Below are 16,574 nucleotides of genomic sequence, written 5' to 3' on the forward strand. Positions count from 1 at the left end.
CGGGCCGACCGGCCGGCGGCCCGCGGCGCGCGGCGCGGACGACCGGGCGGCCGGGCGGCAGGGAGGGCGGTCAGGACTCCAGCAGCCGCTGCCCCACGTACTCCCCCCGCTTCGCGCCCCCGGGGACCGCGAACAGTGCGCTCGTCTCGTGCCGCAGGAACCGCGACAGCCCGTCGCCGCGGTCCAGCTTGCGCTGCACCGGGACGAAGCCGCGCCGGGGGTCCGCCTGCCAGGCGACGAACAGCAGCCCCGCGTCCGGCACCCCGTCCGCGTCGAACCCGTCGTGGTAGGAGAACGAGCGGCGCAGCATCGCCGCCCCGCCGTTCTCCGACGGCGCCGCGACCCGCACGTGCGCGTCCCCCGGGACCGCCAGCGACCCGTCGGGGTTCTGCTTGCCCAGGTCCACCGGGGTGGTCTCGGTGCCGCCGGACAGCGGGGCGCCGTCCGACTTGCGCCGTCCGATCACCCGGTCCTGCTGCTCGCCGCTCAGGTTGTCCCAGGCGTCCAGCAGCATCCGGATGCGGCGGACCACCGCGTAGCTGCCGCCCGCCATCCACTCCGGGTCGCCGCCGGCCGGCACGAAGACCCGCTCCTCGAAGTCCGCGTCCGACGGCTTGGGGTTGTTGGTGCCGTCGACCTGGCCCATCAGGTTGCGCATCGACATCGGCCGCGCGGTCGCCCCCGGCGCCCGGTTGAACCCGTTCATCTGCCAGCGCACCCGGGCCGTGCCGTCCGCCGCGCGCTGCAGGGTCCGCAGGGCGTGGAAGGCCACCAGGGCGTCGTCGGCCCCGATCTGCACGAACAGGTCGCCGTCGCTGCGGTCGGCGTCCAGGGCGTCGGCGGAGAAGGACGGCAGCGGGGCCAGCGCGTCGGGGCGCCGGGACTTCAGCCCCGTGCGGTCGAAGAACGACGCGCCGAAGCCGAAGGTGACCGTCAGGGACGACGGCCCGGCGTCCGCCGCCACCAGGTCGTCCCCGTCGGGCGCCCCGCCCCGCGTCATCGCCTCCGCCGCGGCCGACCACCGGCGCATCAGGGCCGCGGCCTCCTTGCGCCGGGCGCCCGCCACCAGGTCGAACGCCACCAGGTGGGCGTGGGACTGCAGGGCGGTGGTGATGCCGGCCTGACGGGCGCCGTGGAAGGGCACGGACGCCGCGCCCAGAGAGGTGAGGGGCGCCGGGGCGTCGCCGGAGGCGAGGGCGTGCCCCGCCACGCCGCCCGCCGCACCCGCCACGAGGCCGGCGGCGCCGGCCCCCGCGGCCGTCCCCAGCAGCCGACGCCGGGAGATCGTGCTTTCGTGCTCGTGCATCACTGGATCCGCAGCTTTCTCATCACGGTGACCTGGTCGATCTCGGAGGTCCGGAGGGTCACGTCCATCTCCCACTCCCCCGCGTAGGGCAACTGGACCCGGTCGGCGGTCCAGTACCCGAGCCCCACACGGCGCACGTCCGCCGTCAGCGGGCCCACGTCCTTCGACGGCAGGGTGAAGGAGATCTTCAGCTCCTCCACGTCCATCGGCCTCCCGTTCAGGTCCTTCAGGGAGACACCGAGCCGGTTGCCGCCGGCCCGGCCCGGGTCCAGGCCGACCAGCGCCGTCCCGGAACCCGTCGGCCCGCACAGGTCGTGGACGACGGTGGTCGTGACCGGGAAGTCGGCCAGCGCGGTGCTCGCGTCCGCGGCTGAGGCGGTGGACTCGGCCTCCGCACGGCCCGGCTGGGTGCCGGTCAGCAGCGTGGTGACGGCCAGCACGGCCGCCGCGACCGCGACCTCGGCGAGGACCGACCGGCGCAGCCCCGCGCGGTGCGGGTCCGAGTCCCGCTCCCGCCGGACCCGGGCCGCCGCCACGGCGGCCCGCTGCCGCGCCAGCTGCGCGGCCCGTACCGGGTCCTCGGTCCGTACCGGGTCCTCGGTCCGTACCCGGCCCGCGTCCCCGGCGTCCGTCCCGCTCCCGGCCGCGCCCGCTCCTGCGTCCGCGCCCGCTCCTGCGTCCGCGCCCGCTCCTGCGCTCGCGTTCGCGTCCTCGGGGCGGGCCGACTCCGGGGAGCCGACGGCCGCCGGCGGAGCGTCCGCAGCCGCACGCATGCGCGCGGTCCGGCCGCGCGACAGCCACGCCCCGACGAGCAGCAGCGCGACCAGGCCGATCTTCAGCGCCAGCAGCCTGCCGTACCCGGTGGTGGCGAACGCCTCCCACGAGCCCAGCTGCCGCCAGCTCTGGTAGGCCCCGGTCGCCACCAGCACCACCACGGCGGCGAACGCCAGCCGGGAGAACCGCGTCACGGCCCGCACGTCCACACCGTCGCCGGTGCTCCGGTACAGCCCGGTCAGCAGCGCCGCGACGCCGCCCAGCCAGACGGCCATCGCCACCAGGTGCAGCATGTCCACCGGCACCGACAGCCACGGCATGATGCCCACCGAGGCGTGCTCGACGGTGGCCCAGGTCCCTGCCAGGCCGAGGGCGAGGACCGCGCCGCCGATGCCGAGGCCGCGCGCGAGGTCCCTGCGCCCGGCCGGGTCCGTCCACCGGGTGAACGGGCCGGTCAGCACGGCCAGGAACCCCCCGGCCACCGCCAGCAGCAGCAACCGGGCGGCGAGCGCCGTCCCCGGCCCGGTGGCCAGGGTCTCCCTGACCGTGCCGGGGGCGAACGCCGAGCCCAGCCCGCCGCCGGCGGTGTAGGGGCCGCGGAGCAGCAGCAGGGCGAGGGCGGACAGCAGCATCGCGGCCCACCCGCCCAGCAGCAGTCGCCGCACCGGCCGCACCGCGGCGCCGCGGTGCCAGCAGCCCACCAGCAGGGCCCCGGTGCCGACCAGCAGCGCGTACCCGCCGTAGGCGACGTACCGCGCGACGTCGTACAGGACGCCCACCGCGCCTTCCCCGGCCCGCTGCTCGGGCAGGGCGGCGGAGGTCTGCGAAGGGGCCCCGACGGAGAAGGTGAAGGCCCCGGAGACGGGGTGGCTGTCGCCGGAGACCGCCTTCCACGCCACGGTGAACGTGCCGTCCGGCAGCCCGGCGCGCAGCCGGACGGAGGCGGTGCGGGCGTCGCCGCCGGTGTGGCGGGCACCGCCCTCGTCGACCCGTCGGCCGTCCGGGTCCAGGACCCGGACGGAGTCGGCGGACAGCAGGACGCTCTCGGAGAACCCGAGGGAGACCTGCCGGGGCGCGCCGGCCAGCACCGACTCCCGGGCGGGATCGGTGCTGACCAGCGCTGCGTGTGCCGAAGCCGGCGCGGCGCCGCCCAGCAGGAGGGCGACGGCCCCGGCCAGGACCGCGAGCAGGGCTGTGAGCCGGGTCGCGGGCCGGACCGTGAGCAGGGCCGCGACCCGCCTGCGTGCGGCTGCCGCCATCGTCACTTCTCCGAACTGTGCATCGAGTCCGAGCCGTGCATCGAGTCCGAGCCGTGCATCATGTTCGTCCCGTGCATGGCGCCCCCGTCACCGGCCTTGCCGGAGTCCTCGGACCCGCCGGGCCGGTAGGTCATGGGCTTCACGTCGACCTCGAGCTCGATCGGGTCGGACTTGGCGAAGTGCAGCGTCAGCTCGACGGTGTCGCCCTCCTTCAGCTTCTTCTCCAGCTCCACGAACATGATGTGGTTGCCGCCGCGCTCCAGGACGAGCTTGCCGTTCGCGGGGACGTCGTACCCGTCGACCTGCTGCATCTTCGTGCCCTTGACGGTGTGCATCTGGGTCTCGCCGGTGAGGTTGCTGGTGACCTTCACCACGCGGTCCGCGACGGGGCCCGAGTTGTGGACGACCAGGTAGGCGGCGCCCATGGTGTCCTTGGCCGGGGCCGGTATGTAGGCGTCGGCGACCTTCAGCTGCGGGCGCGCCGCGGCGGTCCCGTCCGCCGCGCCGGCCTTCGCGGAGGCGGAGGCCGCGGGGGTCCCCTCCGCCTTGTCCCCGGTGTCGTCGGCTCCGCAGCCGGCCAGGACCGCGCTCAGCGCGAGGGCGGCGGCGGCGGTGGTGATGCGCAGGGCGGTGTTCATGCCTCGGTTCCTTCGAGCAGCAGGGGAAGATCGTGGGTGAAGTCCTCCGGGGTGGTGCCGGAGGTGTAGATGACGTGGGCCTTGTCGTCCTTCGGCGAGTAGGCGAGGACCTGCGCACCGTGGTCGACGGTGACGGTGCCGTCCTTCTCCTTCTCGGGCGCGTCCACGGAGACGCCGACGGCCCGGGCGGCCTTCTGGATGTCGTCGAACGAGCCGGTCAGGCCGACGAAGGAGGAGTCGAAGGCGTCCAGCCAGGAGCGCAGCTCCTCGGGGGTGTCCCGCTCGGGGTCGGTGGTGACGAAGACGACCCGCAGCTCCTTCTGCTCCTTCGCGCTCAGCTTCTCCTTGGCGATCGCGATGTCGCCCATGGTGGTCGGGCACACGTCGGGGCAGTGGGTGTAGCCGAAGTAGAGCAGCGTCGGCCTGCCCGCCGTCTCCTTCAGCAGGTCGTACTTCTCGCCGTCGGTGTCGGTCAGGACGACGTCCGGCTTGTCGTAGGGGGCGCCGAGGGACGTCCCCTTGTACGGGGAGTCGGAGGCCGGCGTGGACACGACGACGGCCGGCTCCCCGGCGTCCTCCCCGGAGCCGCCGCACGCGGCGAGGGTGAGGGAGAGCGCGCCGGCGCAGACCAGCGCGGCGGCGAGCCGCAGCGGGGACCGGCGTGGTCCGGTGGTGGTGCTTGGCATGCGTGTTTCTTTCGGGCAGAGGGGTCCGGGGCACTGGGGCACCCGGATCGGGGGGTACCCGGCGGTCCGGGCCGGCCGGCCGCCCCGCGGGGGGCGTCCGGCCGGCTTCCGGCCGTCAGGAGGAGGGGGAGGAGCCCCGGCGGCGTCCGGCGAGGACCCCGAAGGCCACCCCGGCCGCGCCGACGAGGATGCCGACGGCACCCAGGGCGCGGGCCGTGTTGTCGGCGGCCGGTTCCTGCGCCGCCGTCCCGGAGCCGTCCCCGGAGTCCTCGTTCTTCCCGGGGGCGTCGGAGGCCTTCGAGCCGTCCGGGGCGTCCGGGGCGTCCGGGGCGTCCGCGGCGTCGTCCGTGCCGCCGTGGCCGTGGCCGTCCCCGGCATCGGTGAGGGCCAGGACGGGGGCCGGGCTCTCCGGCTCCTCGCCGCCCTCCTGCGGCACCTCGATCCAGCGGACGACCTCGCCGTCCTCGTAGGTCTGCAGGGCCTTGAAGACCATCCGGTCGGTGTCCTCGGGGAGCGGACCGATCGAGACCGGGAACTCCTGGTAGGAGCCGGGCTCGATGGTCCCGCCGGACCAGGTGATCCTCGTGACGGCCTCGGTGAGCTTCTTCCCGTGGCTGTCGACCGGCTTGTCGAGCTCGCTGCGGACGACCTCCGTCTTCCAGCCGGGGACCGGCCTGGTCAGCACCGAGGCGAGCGGCCGGTCGGAGGGGAAGTGGACCTCGACCTTCGTGGTGCCGGCGTCGTCGCGCTCGTTGGGCACCTTGAAGACGACCGAGCTGTAGCCGCCCTTCGCGGCCTCGCCGGGCTGCACGGACACGTGCGCGTGGGCCGTGCCGACGAGCAGCGCCAGGCAGGAGGCGGTGAGGCCGCCCAAGACCGCCGTGCGGGGCAGGACGGAGCTGCGGTGCGCGTTCATCACGCGGGTACTCCAGGGGAACGCCCGAGGTCCGACGACCGTCGGGCGGCAGGAATGTGGGGTGGCGCGGGGCGTGCGCTCAGGCCGCGAGCGCGCACGGCGCGGGCGGCCCGCGCCTGACCACACTGTTCTGCAGGAGTACCGCTTCGAGGGGGCGTTCGTCGTGCTCGTCCCGGCGGGCCCGGCGGTGCGGGGCGGTGTCGTCCCCGGTGCCGCGGAGCAGGGCGCGCAGCAGGGCCGTCGCGGTGCGCAGGACGCGCAGCGGGGAGGACGCCGCGGCGACCGCCTGCGCGCACAGCCGCAGCAGCCCCCACAGGGCCGCCTCGCCGCGGCGCAGCAGCCATCCCGCGACGGCGGCGGCCGCCAGGTGGCCGGCCAGCATGGACCACGAGTACGCCAGCTGCCCGTGGTGGGCGGCGGCGGTCACGGCCGTGTCCGCGTAGTCCGCGGGGTCCAGGCCGGCCCGCAGGACGATGTCGTGGGCGGTCCGTTCGCCGATCGGGCCCTGTTCGCCGCACATCAGCCGCGCCGCCAGGTCGGCCACCCCGGAGGGGGCCGGACGCGGGGAGCGTGCCGTTTCCAGGCCGTTGAAGAGCAGGTGCAGCCCGGCCTGGCCGGCCAGCAGGCCGACGGTGATGGAGGCGAAGGCGCGCTCCCGCCCGGCCAGGGCCGCGGTCACCGCGAAGAGCGCCAGCCAGCCGGCGGCCAGCGAGCCGACCGGGACGGTGCTGCCGGAGGCCAGCGAGTGCCCGGCGGCGGCCAGCACCACGCAGACCGCGGTGAACACCGCGGCCCTCAGCAGTCGCAGATCCGCGCCGGCGCGCTGGAAGGCAGTCATGGCTCCGCCATCATCCCACCGCGTTCCGGGCCCTGTACGGCAGGGGGGTGCATTGCGGGTTTTTGCCCATCGTGTCCGCCGGGCGGCAGCGGCCGTCCGGCGGGTCGTCCGAAAGAGCGCACTCGGCCGCGGACCGTGATTGGCCCGTCCGCCGCGGAGGTAATACGTGCGGTATGTCGAACCGCAGCCAGGAGGCTGGAGCATGAGCGTCCGGTGGTCCCTGCAGTTGCGGCGCGAGGCCGCGAGCGTGCCGTTCGCACGGAGGGTGCTCCTCGGCGCGATGGAGGCCGCGGGGGTCGACCCGGACATCTCCCACGACCTGTCGGTCGCGCTCTCGGAGGCCTGCGCCAACGCGGTGGAGCACGCGGAGGGGGACCTGTCGGGCACGTACCGGGTCACCGCGGAGATCGACGGCGACCGGTGCCGCATCGAGGTGACCGACTTCGGACCGGGTCTCCCGTCCCGGTGGCCGCCGCACCGGACGCGGGTCCCGGCGGCCGCGGCCGCGGCCGTTCCGGCCGAGTCCGGGCGCGGGATGTTCCTCATCGAGTCGCTGGTGGACAACGTCTGCTTCGACAGCCGCCCCGGGCGCGGTGTGGTGGTCAGCTTCGACAAGGCCCTCAAGTGGCGCGAGGGCTCACTCCTGCAGGCCTCCTGAACCGCCTCCTGAACCCGCTTCCTGAACCGGTCCGGCGGGCCCCCCGGGATCCTCCGGGCCCTCCGGGCCGCACCGCCGTCCGATGCGGGGCCCCGCCCTGCCGGACCGTATCTCCCGGAAAGCCGGGGAGAACGGTCCGGCAGGGCGGCCCGGGGTCAGCCGCGGACGGCGGCCATCCACGCCTCGACCTCGTCGGACCGGCGCGGCAGGGCGGCCGAGAGGTTCCGGTTGCCCTCCTCGGTCACCAGGATGTCGTCCTCGATGCGCACGCCGGTGCCCCGGTACTCCTGGGGCACCGTCAGGTCGTCGGCCTGGAAGTACAGTCCGGGCTCGACGGTGAGCACCATGCCGGGCTCCAGGACGCCGTCGACGTAGGTCTCGGTGCGGGCGACCGCGCAGTCGTGCACGTCCAGCCCGAGCATGTGGCCGGTGCCGTGCAGGGTCCAGCGGCGCTGCAGGCCCAGCTCCAGGACCCGGTCGACCGGGCCGTCGAGCAGGCCCCACTCGACGAGCCGGGCGGCCAGCACCCGCTGCGCGGCGTCGTGGAAGTCGCGGTACTTGGCGCCGGGCCGCACCGCGGCGATGCCGGCCTCCTGGGCCTCGTACACCGCGTCGTAGATGCGGCGCTGGACGTCGCTGAAGGTGCCGCTGACGGGCAGGGTGCGGGTGACGTCGGCGGTGTAGAGGCTGTGGGTCTCCACGCCGGCGTCGAGCAGCAGCAGGTCGCCGGGGCGGACCGGCCCGTCGTTGCGGACCCAGTGCAGGGTGCAGGCGTGCGGCCCGGCGGCGGCGATGGTGCCGTAGCCGACGTCGTTCCCCTCGACCCGGGCACGCAGGAAGAAGGTGCCCTCGACGTAGCGCTCCGAGGTGGCCTCGGCCCGGTCCAGGACCTTCACCACGTCGTGGAAGCCGCGCACGGTGGAGTCGACGGCCTTCTGCAGTTCGCCGATCTCCCACTCGTCCTTGACCAGGCGCAGCTCGCTGAGGAAGACGCGCAGTTCCTCGTCGCGCGCCTCCGCCGCGGTGGGCTCGTCGTCGGAGATCCGGGGCTCGAGGCGGGCCGGGTCGGTCCGGGCCAGGGCCTCCTCCACCGAGGCGTCGTGGCCGCGGACGACGCGGGTGGGCACGTCGGTGACGGCGGTGAGCTCCTCGGCGACCTTGCGCACGTCACGGCAGGGCAGGCCGAGGACCTGCTCGGCCTCGGTCAGGCTGTGCCGCCGGCCGACCCACAGCTCGCCGTGGCCGTTCAGCCAGAACTCGCCGTTCTCCCGGTCCGACCGGGGCAGCAGGTACGCGACGGCCTCGTGGCCGTCCCCGGTGGGGTTCATCACGAGCACGGCGTCCTGGGTCTGGTCCCCGGTGAGGTGCACGTACTCGGTCGAGGCCCGGAAGGGGTACTCGGTGTCGTTGGACCGGGTCTTGAGGTTCCCGGCCGGGACGACCAGGCGCTCGCCGGGGAAGCGGGCGGAGAGGGCCGCGCGGCGGCGGGCGGCGGGCGCGGACGACTCGGCCGGCTCCAGGCCGTGCAGCTCGGTGTCCGCCCAGCCGGACTTCATCGACTCGGCGAGCTCGTCGGAGACGGCCGGGTACAACCCGTTCTTGCGCTGCTTGATCGGCTCCTCGGCGCTGTCGGCCCCCTCGGGTGCCTGCGGCGGGGTGCGGTCCTCGGTCACTTGTGCCTCCTCGCATCATGAAACCGCCGCCCATCGTATGTGTGGCTTGTCGGATTTCCGTAGGGGGCGATGTCGGACAGGACCTGCGGAGACGCGCCCGCGCACGGTCCGTCCCCGCGCACGGTCCGTTCCCGCGCCCGTCCGCACCCGGCCCGGCCCGGCTCAGTCGAAGCGGACCGCCAGCAGCACGACGTCCTCGGTGGTGTCCAGGGTGTCCAGGCCGTCCGGGAGCATGGTCCGCAGCACGTGGTCGCAGAGCTGCTCCGGGTCCTCGCGCGCGGCCCGGGACGCCCCGGCCGCGGCCTGGTACAGCCTGGCGGAGCCGCGGTCCGGGGAACCCCCGCCGCGGTGCAGCAGCCCGTCGGTGTACAGCAGCAGGGTCTCCCCCGGGGCCGGCTCGACCTCCGCGCCGGGGGCCTCCCAGCAGCTGAGCATGCCCAGCGGCGCGGACAGGGAGGTCTCCACGTACTCCGTGCGGTACTCGCCCACCAGTAGCGGCGGGCAACTGCCCGCCCCGGCCAGCGCGACCCTGCGCCGCTCCGGGTCGACGTGGGCGAACAGGGCTGTGGCGCAGCGGCCCGGCTCGGTCACCCGCAGCAGCAGCTCCAGGTCCGACAGGACCGCGACCGGGTCCTCCCCCTCCTGGACGGCGTAGGCGCGCAGGGCGGCCCGCAGCCGCCCCATCGCCCCGGCCGCGCCCGGCCCGGAACCGGTGACCCCTCCGACACTCACGCCGAGCGCCCCCTCGGGCAGCACCGTCGCGTCGTACCAGTCCCCGCCGCCGCGCGGACCGCTGAGGTGCCGGACCGCCGTGCGGACGCCGCGGACCCGGGGCAGCCGGGAGGGCAGGAACTCCTCGCGCAGGGCGGCCGCGCCGCTGAGGCTCCGGCTGAGCTCCAGGTGGCGGGCGACGTGCTCGGCCGCCCGGTCGCAGTACAGCCCGGCGAGGTGGCGCATGCGGCCGTCGGGCTCGGCCGGCCCGTCGTACAGCCACACCAGCGCGCCGAGGTCCCCGGCGGACCGGGAGGTCAGCCGGCGGGAGTAGGCGGCCCCGGCGCCGAGGACGCGCGCGACCTCGTGCAGCCGGGGAGGCGTGGTCTCCTCGCCGGACAGGTCGGGGTGGAGCAGTTCCGCGGGTCGGACGGGGCCTCCGGCCGGCACCTCCCCTGCTACGGCCAGCAGGAGGCCGTGGGGGGAGGCGTCACGGGGGACCGTCTCGAAGGCGCCCAGGTCCGCGTGGGTCAGCCCCAGGCCGACGACGGTCTCCGGCCCCCGGCCGTCGGAGGGTTCCAGCACCATCAGCCCGCGTCCGGCGCCCACCAGCAAGGCGCCGGCCCGCAGCACCTCGCGCAGCGCGGCGTCCAGGGAGTCGGCGGCGGCCAGGAGTCCGGTGAGTTCGTGGAGCGTGGTCAGGTCCGAGAGCCACGTCGCCAGGCGGTCCTGGGCGGCGACGATCCGGCCCACGGCACCGGTCGAGCCGGTGGCACCGGGCCCCCCGGGAGTACCTGGAGTACCGGCTCCACCGGTGGTATCGGCCACGTCGGCCACGTCGGCCACGTCGGCCGGGCCGCCGTGGCCAGCGGCGGACGGGGCCGTTTCCGTGGCGGGGCGGAGAGTGTGGGGTGGCGCGGCGGAGGGGGAACTGATTTCGGCCACTTTGGGGAGGCGGGCGGCGCTCATGGGCGGTGGCTTTCGGAACGGTCCGTGAATCTGTGGATTGAGGGTCTTTGGGCGCCAGGAACAAAATTTGATTTTCCGTCAGTAGCACCGCAAAACCCGTGTCGCGTTGCACCGCGACCGGTGGTCCAACTTCTACACGGACAGGTGAGGGGATGTCCAGGATTGCGCAGGTGGGGGCCCGGGTGTCGATCTTTCCCCGAAGTGTCCGAAAACAGGCTCCCGGTGCTGCGGGGCGCGGTCGACTGGTTCCCGTCCGACAGTGCGTCACGTTCCCGTCGGCGAATGCGTACGGGGAGGACTACGGGGCGGAGTCCCGGGCAGGACCCGTTCATGGGTCCGGCCCGGTCGGCGGAACCTGTCGGCCGGGCCGCGCGTCATACCCGGCGACGGCAGCGCAATCCTGAAGAATCCCCTTGGCAGCGGGATTCGAAACGCGCAGTGGACCACCAAGAGCAATGCGCCACCTGTGCGCCACCCTCCGCCACGTTTCGCGCCCGGTGTTCGGCGTGATGCGCTGCCGAGTGCACGGTGTCCCGGCGATTGCCCGGTGTCATGGCAGATCCTCGAGCGTTCTACGGAAAGGAACGAGCGCTTATGCGCGAGATCCTCGGAAGGCGACGCAGGACCAGGTCGGCGCTGCTCGACGCGGCGCTCACGTGTGCCGAACGCTGGCACTGGCCGGTGCTCCCCGGGGCGGGCATGCGGACCCGGCCGTCCTGCCTCGGACTCAGACGCGACCGCGACGGCTCCTGCGCCTGCCTGCTGCCGGAGTGCGTCGTGCCGGGCGCCCACCCGGAGGACCCGGGGCTGCTCGCCGCCACCAGCGACCCGCGGATGGTGCGCTGGTGGTGGACCAACCGCCCCGACGCGCCGATCGTCCTGGCCACCGGGACCTCGGTGTCGGCGGTCAGCCTGCCGGCGGTCTCCGGCCGGCGGGCGCTGCGCCTGTTCGACCTCCTGGGAGTGCGGGTGGGGCCGGTGACCGCCACGACCACCAGGCTGACCCTGCTGGTCGCCCCGTACTCGATGGAGGAGCTCGGCGAGCTGCTGCACGAGCACGACTGGGTGCCCTCGTCCCTGCGCTACCACGGCCGGGGCGGCTACGTGGTGCTGCCGCCGTCCGAGGTCGGGGCGGGACGGGTGCGCTGGGAGCGGCCGCCGCCGGAGGTCCCGGGGGGCGGGGCGCCGTGGCTGCCGACCGTCACCGCGGTCGTGGACGCGCTGGTCGAGGCGAGCCGCCTGGCTCCGGACGGGACCCGGCTCGCCTACTGAGGGCGGTGCGGGTGCCCCGGGGGGGCGGCCCCGGACGCGGGAAGTGCGGTTCCGGGGGGGGGCGGAAGAAGCTTCCGGACATGGAAGGGCCCGGTCGCTGGCGACGGGGGATGCACCAGCGACCGGGCTGATTAAAACGGTAACAAGATTTGACGTCCGAGCAAATTCCACCGACAGGAGCAACCGGGGATTTGCCCCTTTCGCCGACCCCCTGTGACCAAGGTCACTGCCCGGTGCGGCGGAACGCTCAGTTCAGAGTGATCTGGCGGTTCGCCAGTCCGCTGCGGGCCCGGCGCTCCTCCGACGTCAGCGGCGCGTCCGAGGCCAGGGCCTCCCCGAGCCGCTCGCCGAACGCGACGGCCGGCTTCTCCACCTCGTCCGCCTGCATCGCCGTCGGCAGGTCCCACACCGGCACCAGCAGACCGTGGGCGCGGAACGACCCGACCAGCCGGGTGCCCTCGCCGAGCGACGAGGCGCCGGCCGCGTGCAGCCGGGCCAGCGCGTCGAGCAGCCGCTCCTCCGGGTGCGGCATCACCCAGCGCAGGTGGTTCTTCTCCGGGGTGGCGCACCAGTACGCCGCCTCGACCCCGGTCAGGCGGGCCGTCGGCAGGGCCGCGGAGTTCGCCCGTTCCAGCGACGCGGCGACCTCGCCGGTGGCGTTCTCGGCGTCCTCCAGCCAGAACTCGAAACCGCTGTGCACGGTCGGGACGAACCCGGCCCCGGTGTCCAGCAGGTCCTGCAGGCGGACACCGCCCGCGACGGTCCGCCGCGCGTCCACCGGCGTTCCGGGCTCGGCGGTCAGCGCCCGCTGCAGGGTGTCGGCCAGGTCGCGGCTCACGTCGCCCGAGGCCGTGTCGTTCTGCAGGCCCAGCATCACCGCGCCGTTGTCCCGGCGCAGCGCGGGCCAGGCCATCGGCAGCACCGTCGCCAGGGTGACCGACGGCACGTCCTGCCCCGGGGGCTGCGCCAGGGTCAGGGTCGCGGTGGCGGCGGGAACCAGCTCGCGCATCGCCACCCAGTCGCACTCGCCCGGCAGCCCCTCGAACGGGCGCCGCACCAGCTCGGTCACCGAGTGCGCGGCCTCCCTGCCGTGGCAGGCCTTGTAGCGGCGGCCCGAGCCGCACGGGCAGGGCTCGCGGGCGCCCACCACGGGGATCTCGCCGTCGGTGACCTGTGCGGACGGCTTGGCTGCCGGAGACTTGAGGCGCTTCTTGGCCATGGCTGGGGCTTCTCCCGGGACGACTACGGTTCGGCCCGGAGCCTAGTACCGAAAGAGCCCCGGACGGGGCTCATGCCAGCTCCTCGAAGGGGTCTTCGAAACCGAGGTCGATCGGCGGCATCGGGAAACCCCCGGCCGACCGCGCGGGAAACCCCTCGCGGCGGGCGTGCCGCCCGCGCACCGCGAGCACCACCCACACCGTGACCGTCCCGTCACCGTCGCGCACGCCCCAGTCCAGGGCCAGTTGACCGACGATTCCCAGCCCGCGCCCACCGCGCGCGGTCAGCGACGGCCGGCTGGACGGCATCGGACGGGTCGGGCCGCCGCCGTCGGTCACCTCCAGGGTGAGCAGGCCGCCCTCATCCATCCGCCACGCCGCCCGCACGCAGCCGTCGAGCCCGCCGCACTCCTCCTGCGGCAGAGCACGGGCGTGCCGGTACGAGTTGCTCAAAAGCTCGGAGAGGATCAGGACGGCGTCGTCCACGACCGGGTCCGGAGCCCCCCACCCGAAGAGTTCCTTGCGCAGCCTGCGCCGCGCCTCACCGACACCCTCAGGACCATGGGACAGGGCCATGGCCGAGGACGCCGGCGCCTGCTGTGCCACCACCAACGCCACCCCCGAGACCTCCTTCACCCCACGCCACGGGATGGATGCCCCTTCGCAATGGGCCGGAAACAAGCCATCGGTGATCTCTTGACGCAGACGAAACGGTCGAACACGGTCCGAACGCGCCGGTGCGCGCCCGGCGCCCGACCGGGACGGAAGGGGACGGAGCGGCGCAGGAGGGGCCGCGGGAGACCCGCGAGAGACCCGCGCGGCGGAGCCGAGGCGAGCCAGGACGGAGGGCCTGCGGGACGGAGAGCTTGCAGGACGACGGGTCTGCGGAACGACGGGACTGCGGGACGGCAGCGGGAGCACCGCGGCGTCCCGGCCGGCGGGCGGTCCCGACCGGAATGCCCTCAGCGCCCCAGCTGGGAGAGGACCGGGCCGGGCCGGTTGGTGATGATCGCGTCCACGCCGAGCTCCACGCACAGCTCCACGTCGGCCGGGTCGTCCACCGTCCACACGTGCACCTCGTGCCCCGCCCTGCGCAACCGGGGCACGAAATCCGGGTGCGACCGCAGGATGCGGATGCTCGGGCCGGCGATCCCCGCCATCCCGTGCAGCCGCCCGTCGCGCAGCCGCGGCGAGACGTACTGCATCAGCAGGACCGTCTCCAGGTCCGGCGCCGCCAGGCGGACGCGCCGCAGCGACCTGGGGGAGAAACTCATCACCCGCACCGGCGACGGCTCCCCCGCCCGGTTCCGGTCCATCCCGAACCGGCGCAGCAACTCGACCAGCCGCGCCTCCACCTGCCCCGCCCACCGGGTGGGGTGCTTGGTCTCCACCGCCAGCTCGACCCTGCGGTCCGTGTCCGCCACCAGTTCCAGCAGGCGCTCCAGGGTGAGCACCGAGGTCCGCGCCACCGGGTCCGTCAACCAGTCCGGTACCTCGTCCCCCTCGCTCAGGGCGCTCGCCTTCCAGGAGCCGAAGTCCAGCGAGGCCAACTGCGCCAGTTCCAGGCCCGCCACCGCGCCGCGGCCGTTGGAGGTGCGGTTCACCCGCCGGTCGTGCACGCACACCAAGTGGCCGTCGGCGGTCAGCCGCACGTCGCACTCGAGCGCGTCCGCACCGTCCTCCACCGCCTTGCGGTAGGCGGCCAGGGTGTGCTCGGCCACGTCCGCCGAGGCACCGCGGTGGGCCACGACCCGCACCCGGTCACGGGAGGGCCGTTCGTCCTGCACGGCGTACACGGAAGTCACGCCGACATCGTGCCACCACCGTGCCGCCGGACGGTGACATCAGCCCGAACCGCACGGAAAGAAGCCCACCGGCAGGGCACTTCCCGGAGAACGGCCGCAGCCGTCCCCGCCGGTGTTTACCGCGGTCCGACGCACGATGGGGAAAACTGGCATGCACAGGGTCGCCACAGCCACGCGCACACGAGGAGATCAGCAGTGAGCACCGAGAACGAGGACGGTTCCCGCGCTGCCGCCCCCGGCCGCGACGGACGGACCCCGCAGGCCGGACAGGAACCGGGCGTTCCCGGAGCCGATCGGACCGCTCCGCTGCCCGCCGTGCCGCCCCCGCCGCCCCAGTCGCCCCCGCCGGTCCCGCCCGCGGCCCACGCGGCCGCGGGCCCCGCGCCGGGCAGCGACCCCTACGGGCCGCAGTCCCAGCCGTCACCGTCCGCCCCGTCCGCCCCGCCGGCCTGGGGCACGCCGCAGGGCCACCCCTCCGGCCCCCACCCCGGCGCCGGCGCGCAGCCGCCCTACGGCCCCCCGCCCCACGCCCCCGGCGGCGACGGGAGCGGCGGCAGCGGCAAGCCCGGCAAGCGCCGGGGCGGCCTGGTTGCCGCCGTGCTCGCCGCCGCCCTCGTGGCCGGCGGCATCGGAGGCGCCATCGGCTTCGTCGCCGCAGAGCGCAGCGGAGACAACGGCTCCACCACCGTCTCCGCCTCCACCGGCGGGGAGGCGGCCAGCCGCGCCCCCGGCTCGGTGGCCGCCGTCGCGGCCGAGGCACTCAGAAGCGTCGTCACCATCGAGGCGTCCGGGGGCCAGGAGAGCGGCACCGGCACGGGCTTCGTCTACGACAAGCAGGGCCACATCGTCACCAACAACCACGTCGTGGCACCGGCCGCCGACGGCGGCGAACTCAGCGTCACCTTCTCCGACGGCAGGCAGTACAGGGCCGAGATCGTCGGCCGGGCCCAGGGGTACGACGTCGCCGTCATCAAACTGCGGGGCATCGGGAACGACGAGCTGAAGCCACTGCCGCTCGGCAACTCCGACAAGGCCGCGGTCGGCGACGCCACCATCGCCATCGGAGCCCCGTTCGGCCTGTCCAGCACGGTCACCACCGGCATCGTCAGCGCCAAGAACCGCCCGGTGGCGGCTGGCGGCGACGGCGACTCCCAGGCCTCCTACATGAGCGCCATCCAGACCGACGCCTCCATCAACCCCGGGAACTCCGGAGGGCCGCTGCTCGACGCCAAGGGCAACGTGATCGGCATCAACTCCGCCATCCAGTCCACCGGCGGCAGCGACCCCTACGGAGGTTCCTCCGGCGGCAGCATCGGCCTCGGCTTCGCCATCCCGATCAACCAGGCCGACCGCGTGGCCCAGGACCTGATCAAGACCGGCAAGCCGGTCTACGCCGTCATGGGCGTGCTGCGCAACGACAGCTTCAACGGCAAGGGCGCCCAGATCTCCCCCCAGCCCGTCCAGGGCGTCGACCCGGTCACCCCCGGCGGCCCGGCCGACAAGGCCGGACTCAAGCCCGGCGACGTGATCACCAAGCTCGACGACACCGTCATCGACAGCGGCCCCACCCTGGTCAGCCAGATCTGGACCTACAAGCCGGGCGACGAGGTCAAGGTCACCTACGAACGCAGCGGCCGGACCGCCACCACGACTCTGACTCTCGGCGAGCGGGTGGGGGACAACTGACCCCCCTCACCCGTTAGGCTGTCCCCGCGCTGCTCCCGGGCGGCGCGGGGAGGGTTGCCCGAGCGGCCTAAGGGAACGGTCTTGAAAACCGTCGTGGCAGCGATGTCACCGTGGGTTCAAATCCCACACCCTCCGCCCAGGTGGAAGAAGTAGCAGGTCAGAAGGG

At 74.5% G+C, this 16,574-nt stretch carries 14 protein-coding genes and 1 tRNA gene; 4 read left to right on the top strand and 11 right to left on the bottom strand.

Translation table 11 applies throughout. The features are described 5' to 3' along the window. Positions 1–70: 70 nt before the first annotated feature. From efeB to GQS52_RS13155, 6 genes are all read right to left on the bottom strand, one after another. Positions 71–1,306, bottom strand: coding sequence for an iron uptake transporter deferrochelatase/peroxidase subunit (gene efeB / locus GQS52_RS13130; RefSeq protein WP_182313633.1), 1,236 nt, complete (start codon positions 1,304–1,306; stop codon positions 71–73). Continuing rightward, positions 1,306–3,339 (bottom strand): copper resistance protein CopC, encoded by a 2,034-nt coding sequence (locus tag GQS52_RS13135; RefSeq protein WP_182313634.1) that lies wholly within the window; start codon positions 3,337–3,339, stop codon positions 1,306–1,308. The genes efeB and GQS52_RS13135 overlap by 1 nt, the downstream gene beginning before the upstream one ends. A gap of 2 nt (positions 3,340–3,341) precedes the next feature. Next, a complete protein-coding gene (locus tag GQS52_RS13140; RefSeq protein WP_182313635.1) occupies positions 3,342–3,977 on the bottom strand; it encodes a copper chaperone PCu(A)C in 636 nt (211 codons plus the stop codon). Then, entirely contained in the window at positions 3,974–4,663 is a 690-nt protein-coding gene (locus tag GQS52_RS13145) for an SCO family protein (protein ID WP_182313636.1), read from the bottom strand. The genes GQS52_RS13140 and GQS52_RS13145 overlap by 4 nt, the downstream gene beginning before the upstream one ends. Positions 4,664–4,778: 115 nt before the next feature. After that, complete coding sequence (locus GQS52_RS13150) at positions 4,779–5,579, bottom strand: YcnI family protein (RefSeq protein ID WP_182316421.1); 801 nt, start codon at positions 5,577–5,579, stop codon at positions 4,779–4,781. 79 nt (positions 5,580–5,658) lie between these two features. Continuing rightward, positions 5,659–6,417 (bottom strand): hypothetical protein, encoded by a 759-nt coding sequence (locus tag GQS52_RS13155; protein WP_182313637.1) that lies wholly within the window; start codon positions 6,415–6,417, stop codon positions 5,659–5,661. A gap of 202 nt (positions 6,418–6,619) precedes the next feature. On the opposite strand from GQS52_RS13155, the gene GQS52_RS13160 reads away from it, so the two are divergent. Beyond that, positions 6,620–7,075 (top strand): ATP-binding protein, encoded by a 456-nt coding sequence (locus GQS52_RS13160; RefSeq protein ID WP_182313638.1) that lies wholly within the window; start codon positions 6,620–6,622, stop codon positions 7,073–7,075. Between the two features lie 155 nt (positions 7,076–7,230). On the opposite strand, the gene GQS52_RS13165 is transcribed toward GQS52_RS13160, so the two are convergent. Together GQS52_RS13165 and GQS52_RS13170 are read right to left on the bottom strand one after the other, a co-directional pair. After that, the gene (locus GQS52_RS13165) at positions 7,231–8,748 is read right to left on the bottom strand and encodes an aminopeptidase P family protein (protein ID WP_182313639.1); all 1,518 of its coding nucleotides are present in this window, start codon (positions 8,746–8,748) and stop codon (positions 7,231–7,233) included. 162 nt (positions 8,749–8,910) lie between these two features. Beyond that, positions 8,911–10,428, bottom strand: coding sequence for a PP2C family protein-serine/threonine phosphatase (locus GQS52_RS13170; RefSeq protein WP_182313640.1), 1,518 nt, complete (start codon positions 10,426–10,428; stop codon positions 8,911–8,913). 594 nt (positions 10,429–11,022) lie between these two features. Between GQS52_RS13170 and GQS52_RS13175 the strand changes: the two genes are divergently transcribed. Continuing rightward, entirely contained in the window at positions 11,023–11,700 is a 678-nt protein-coding gene (locus tag GQS52_RS13175; protein WP_182313641.1) for a bifunctional DNA primase/polymerase, read from the top strand. 247 nt (positions 11,701–11,947) lie between these two features. Here GQS52_RS13175 and GQS52_RS13180 read toward each other — a convergent pair whose 3' ends face one another. The 3 genes from GQS52_RS13180 to GQS52_RS13190 form a co-directional block, all read right to left on the bottom strand. Continuing rightward, the gene (locus GQS52_RS13180) at positions 11,948–12,919 is read right to left on the bottom strand and encodes a DUF5926 family protein (RefSeq protein WP_182313642.1); all 972 of its coding nucleotides are present in this window, start codon (positions 12,917–12,919) and stop codon (positions 11,948–11,950) included. Between the two features lie 70 nt (positions 12,920–12,989). After that, a complete protein-coding gene (locus GQS52_RS13185) occupies positions 12,990–13,535 on the bottom strand; it encodes an ATP-binding protein (protein WP_330166899.1) in 546 nt (181 codons plus the stop codon). Positions 13,536–13,879: 344 nt separating this feature from the next. Continuing rightward, positions 13,880–14,713 carry a glycerophosphodiester phosphodiesterase gene (locus GQS52_RS13190; RefSeq protein WP_259371112.1) on the bottom strand — a complete coding sequence of 278 codons (834 nt, stop codon included), beginning with the start codon at positions 14,711–14,713 and terminating at the stop codon, positions 13,880–13,882. Between the two features lie 204 nt (positions 14,714–14,917). Here GQS52_RS13190 and GQS52_RS13195 point away from each other — a divergent pair, with 204 nt between their 5' ends. Then, complete coding sequence (locus GQS52_RS13195) at positions 14,918–16,408, top strand: trypsin-like peptidase domain-containing protein (protein WP_182313643.1); 1,491 nt, start codon at positions 14,918–14,920, stop codon at positions 16,406–16,408. Between the two features lie 48 nt (positions 16,409–16,456). Then, a tRNA-Ser gene (locus tag GQS52_RS13200) sits at positions 16,457–16,543 on the top strand. The last annotated feature ends 31 nt before the right edge of the window (positions 16,544–16,574 follow it).

It is taken from the genome of Streptomyces sp. SCUT-3 (assembly GCF_014083985.1).
Classification (GTDB): Bacteria; Actinomycetota; Actinomycetes; order Streptomycetales; family Streptomycetaceae; genus Streptomyces_H; species Streptomyces_H thermolineatus.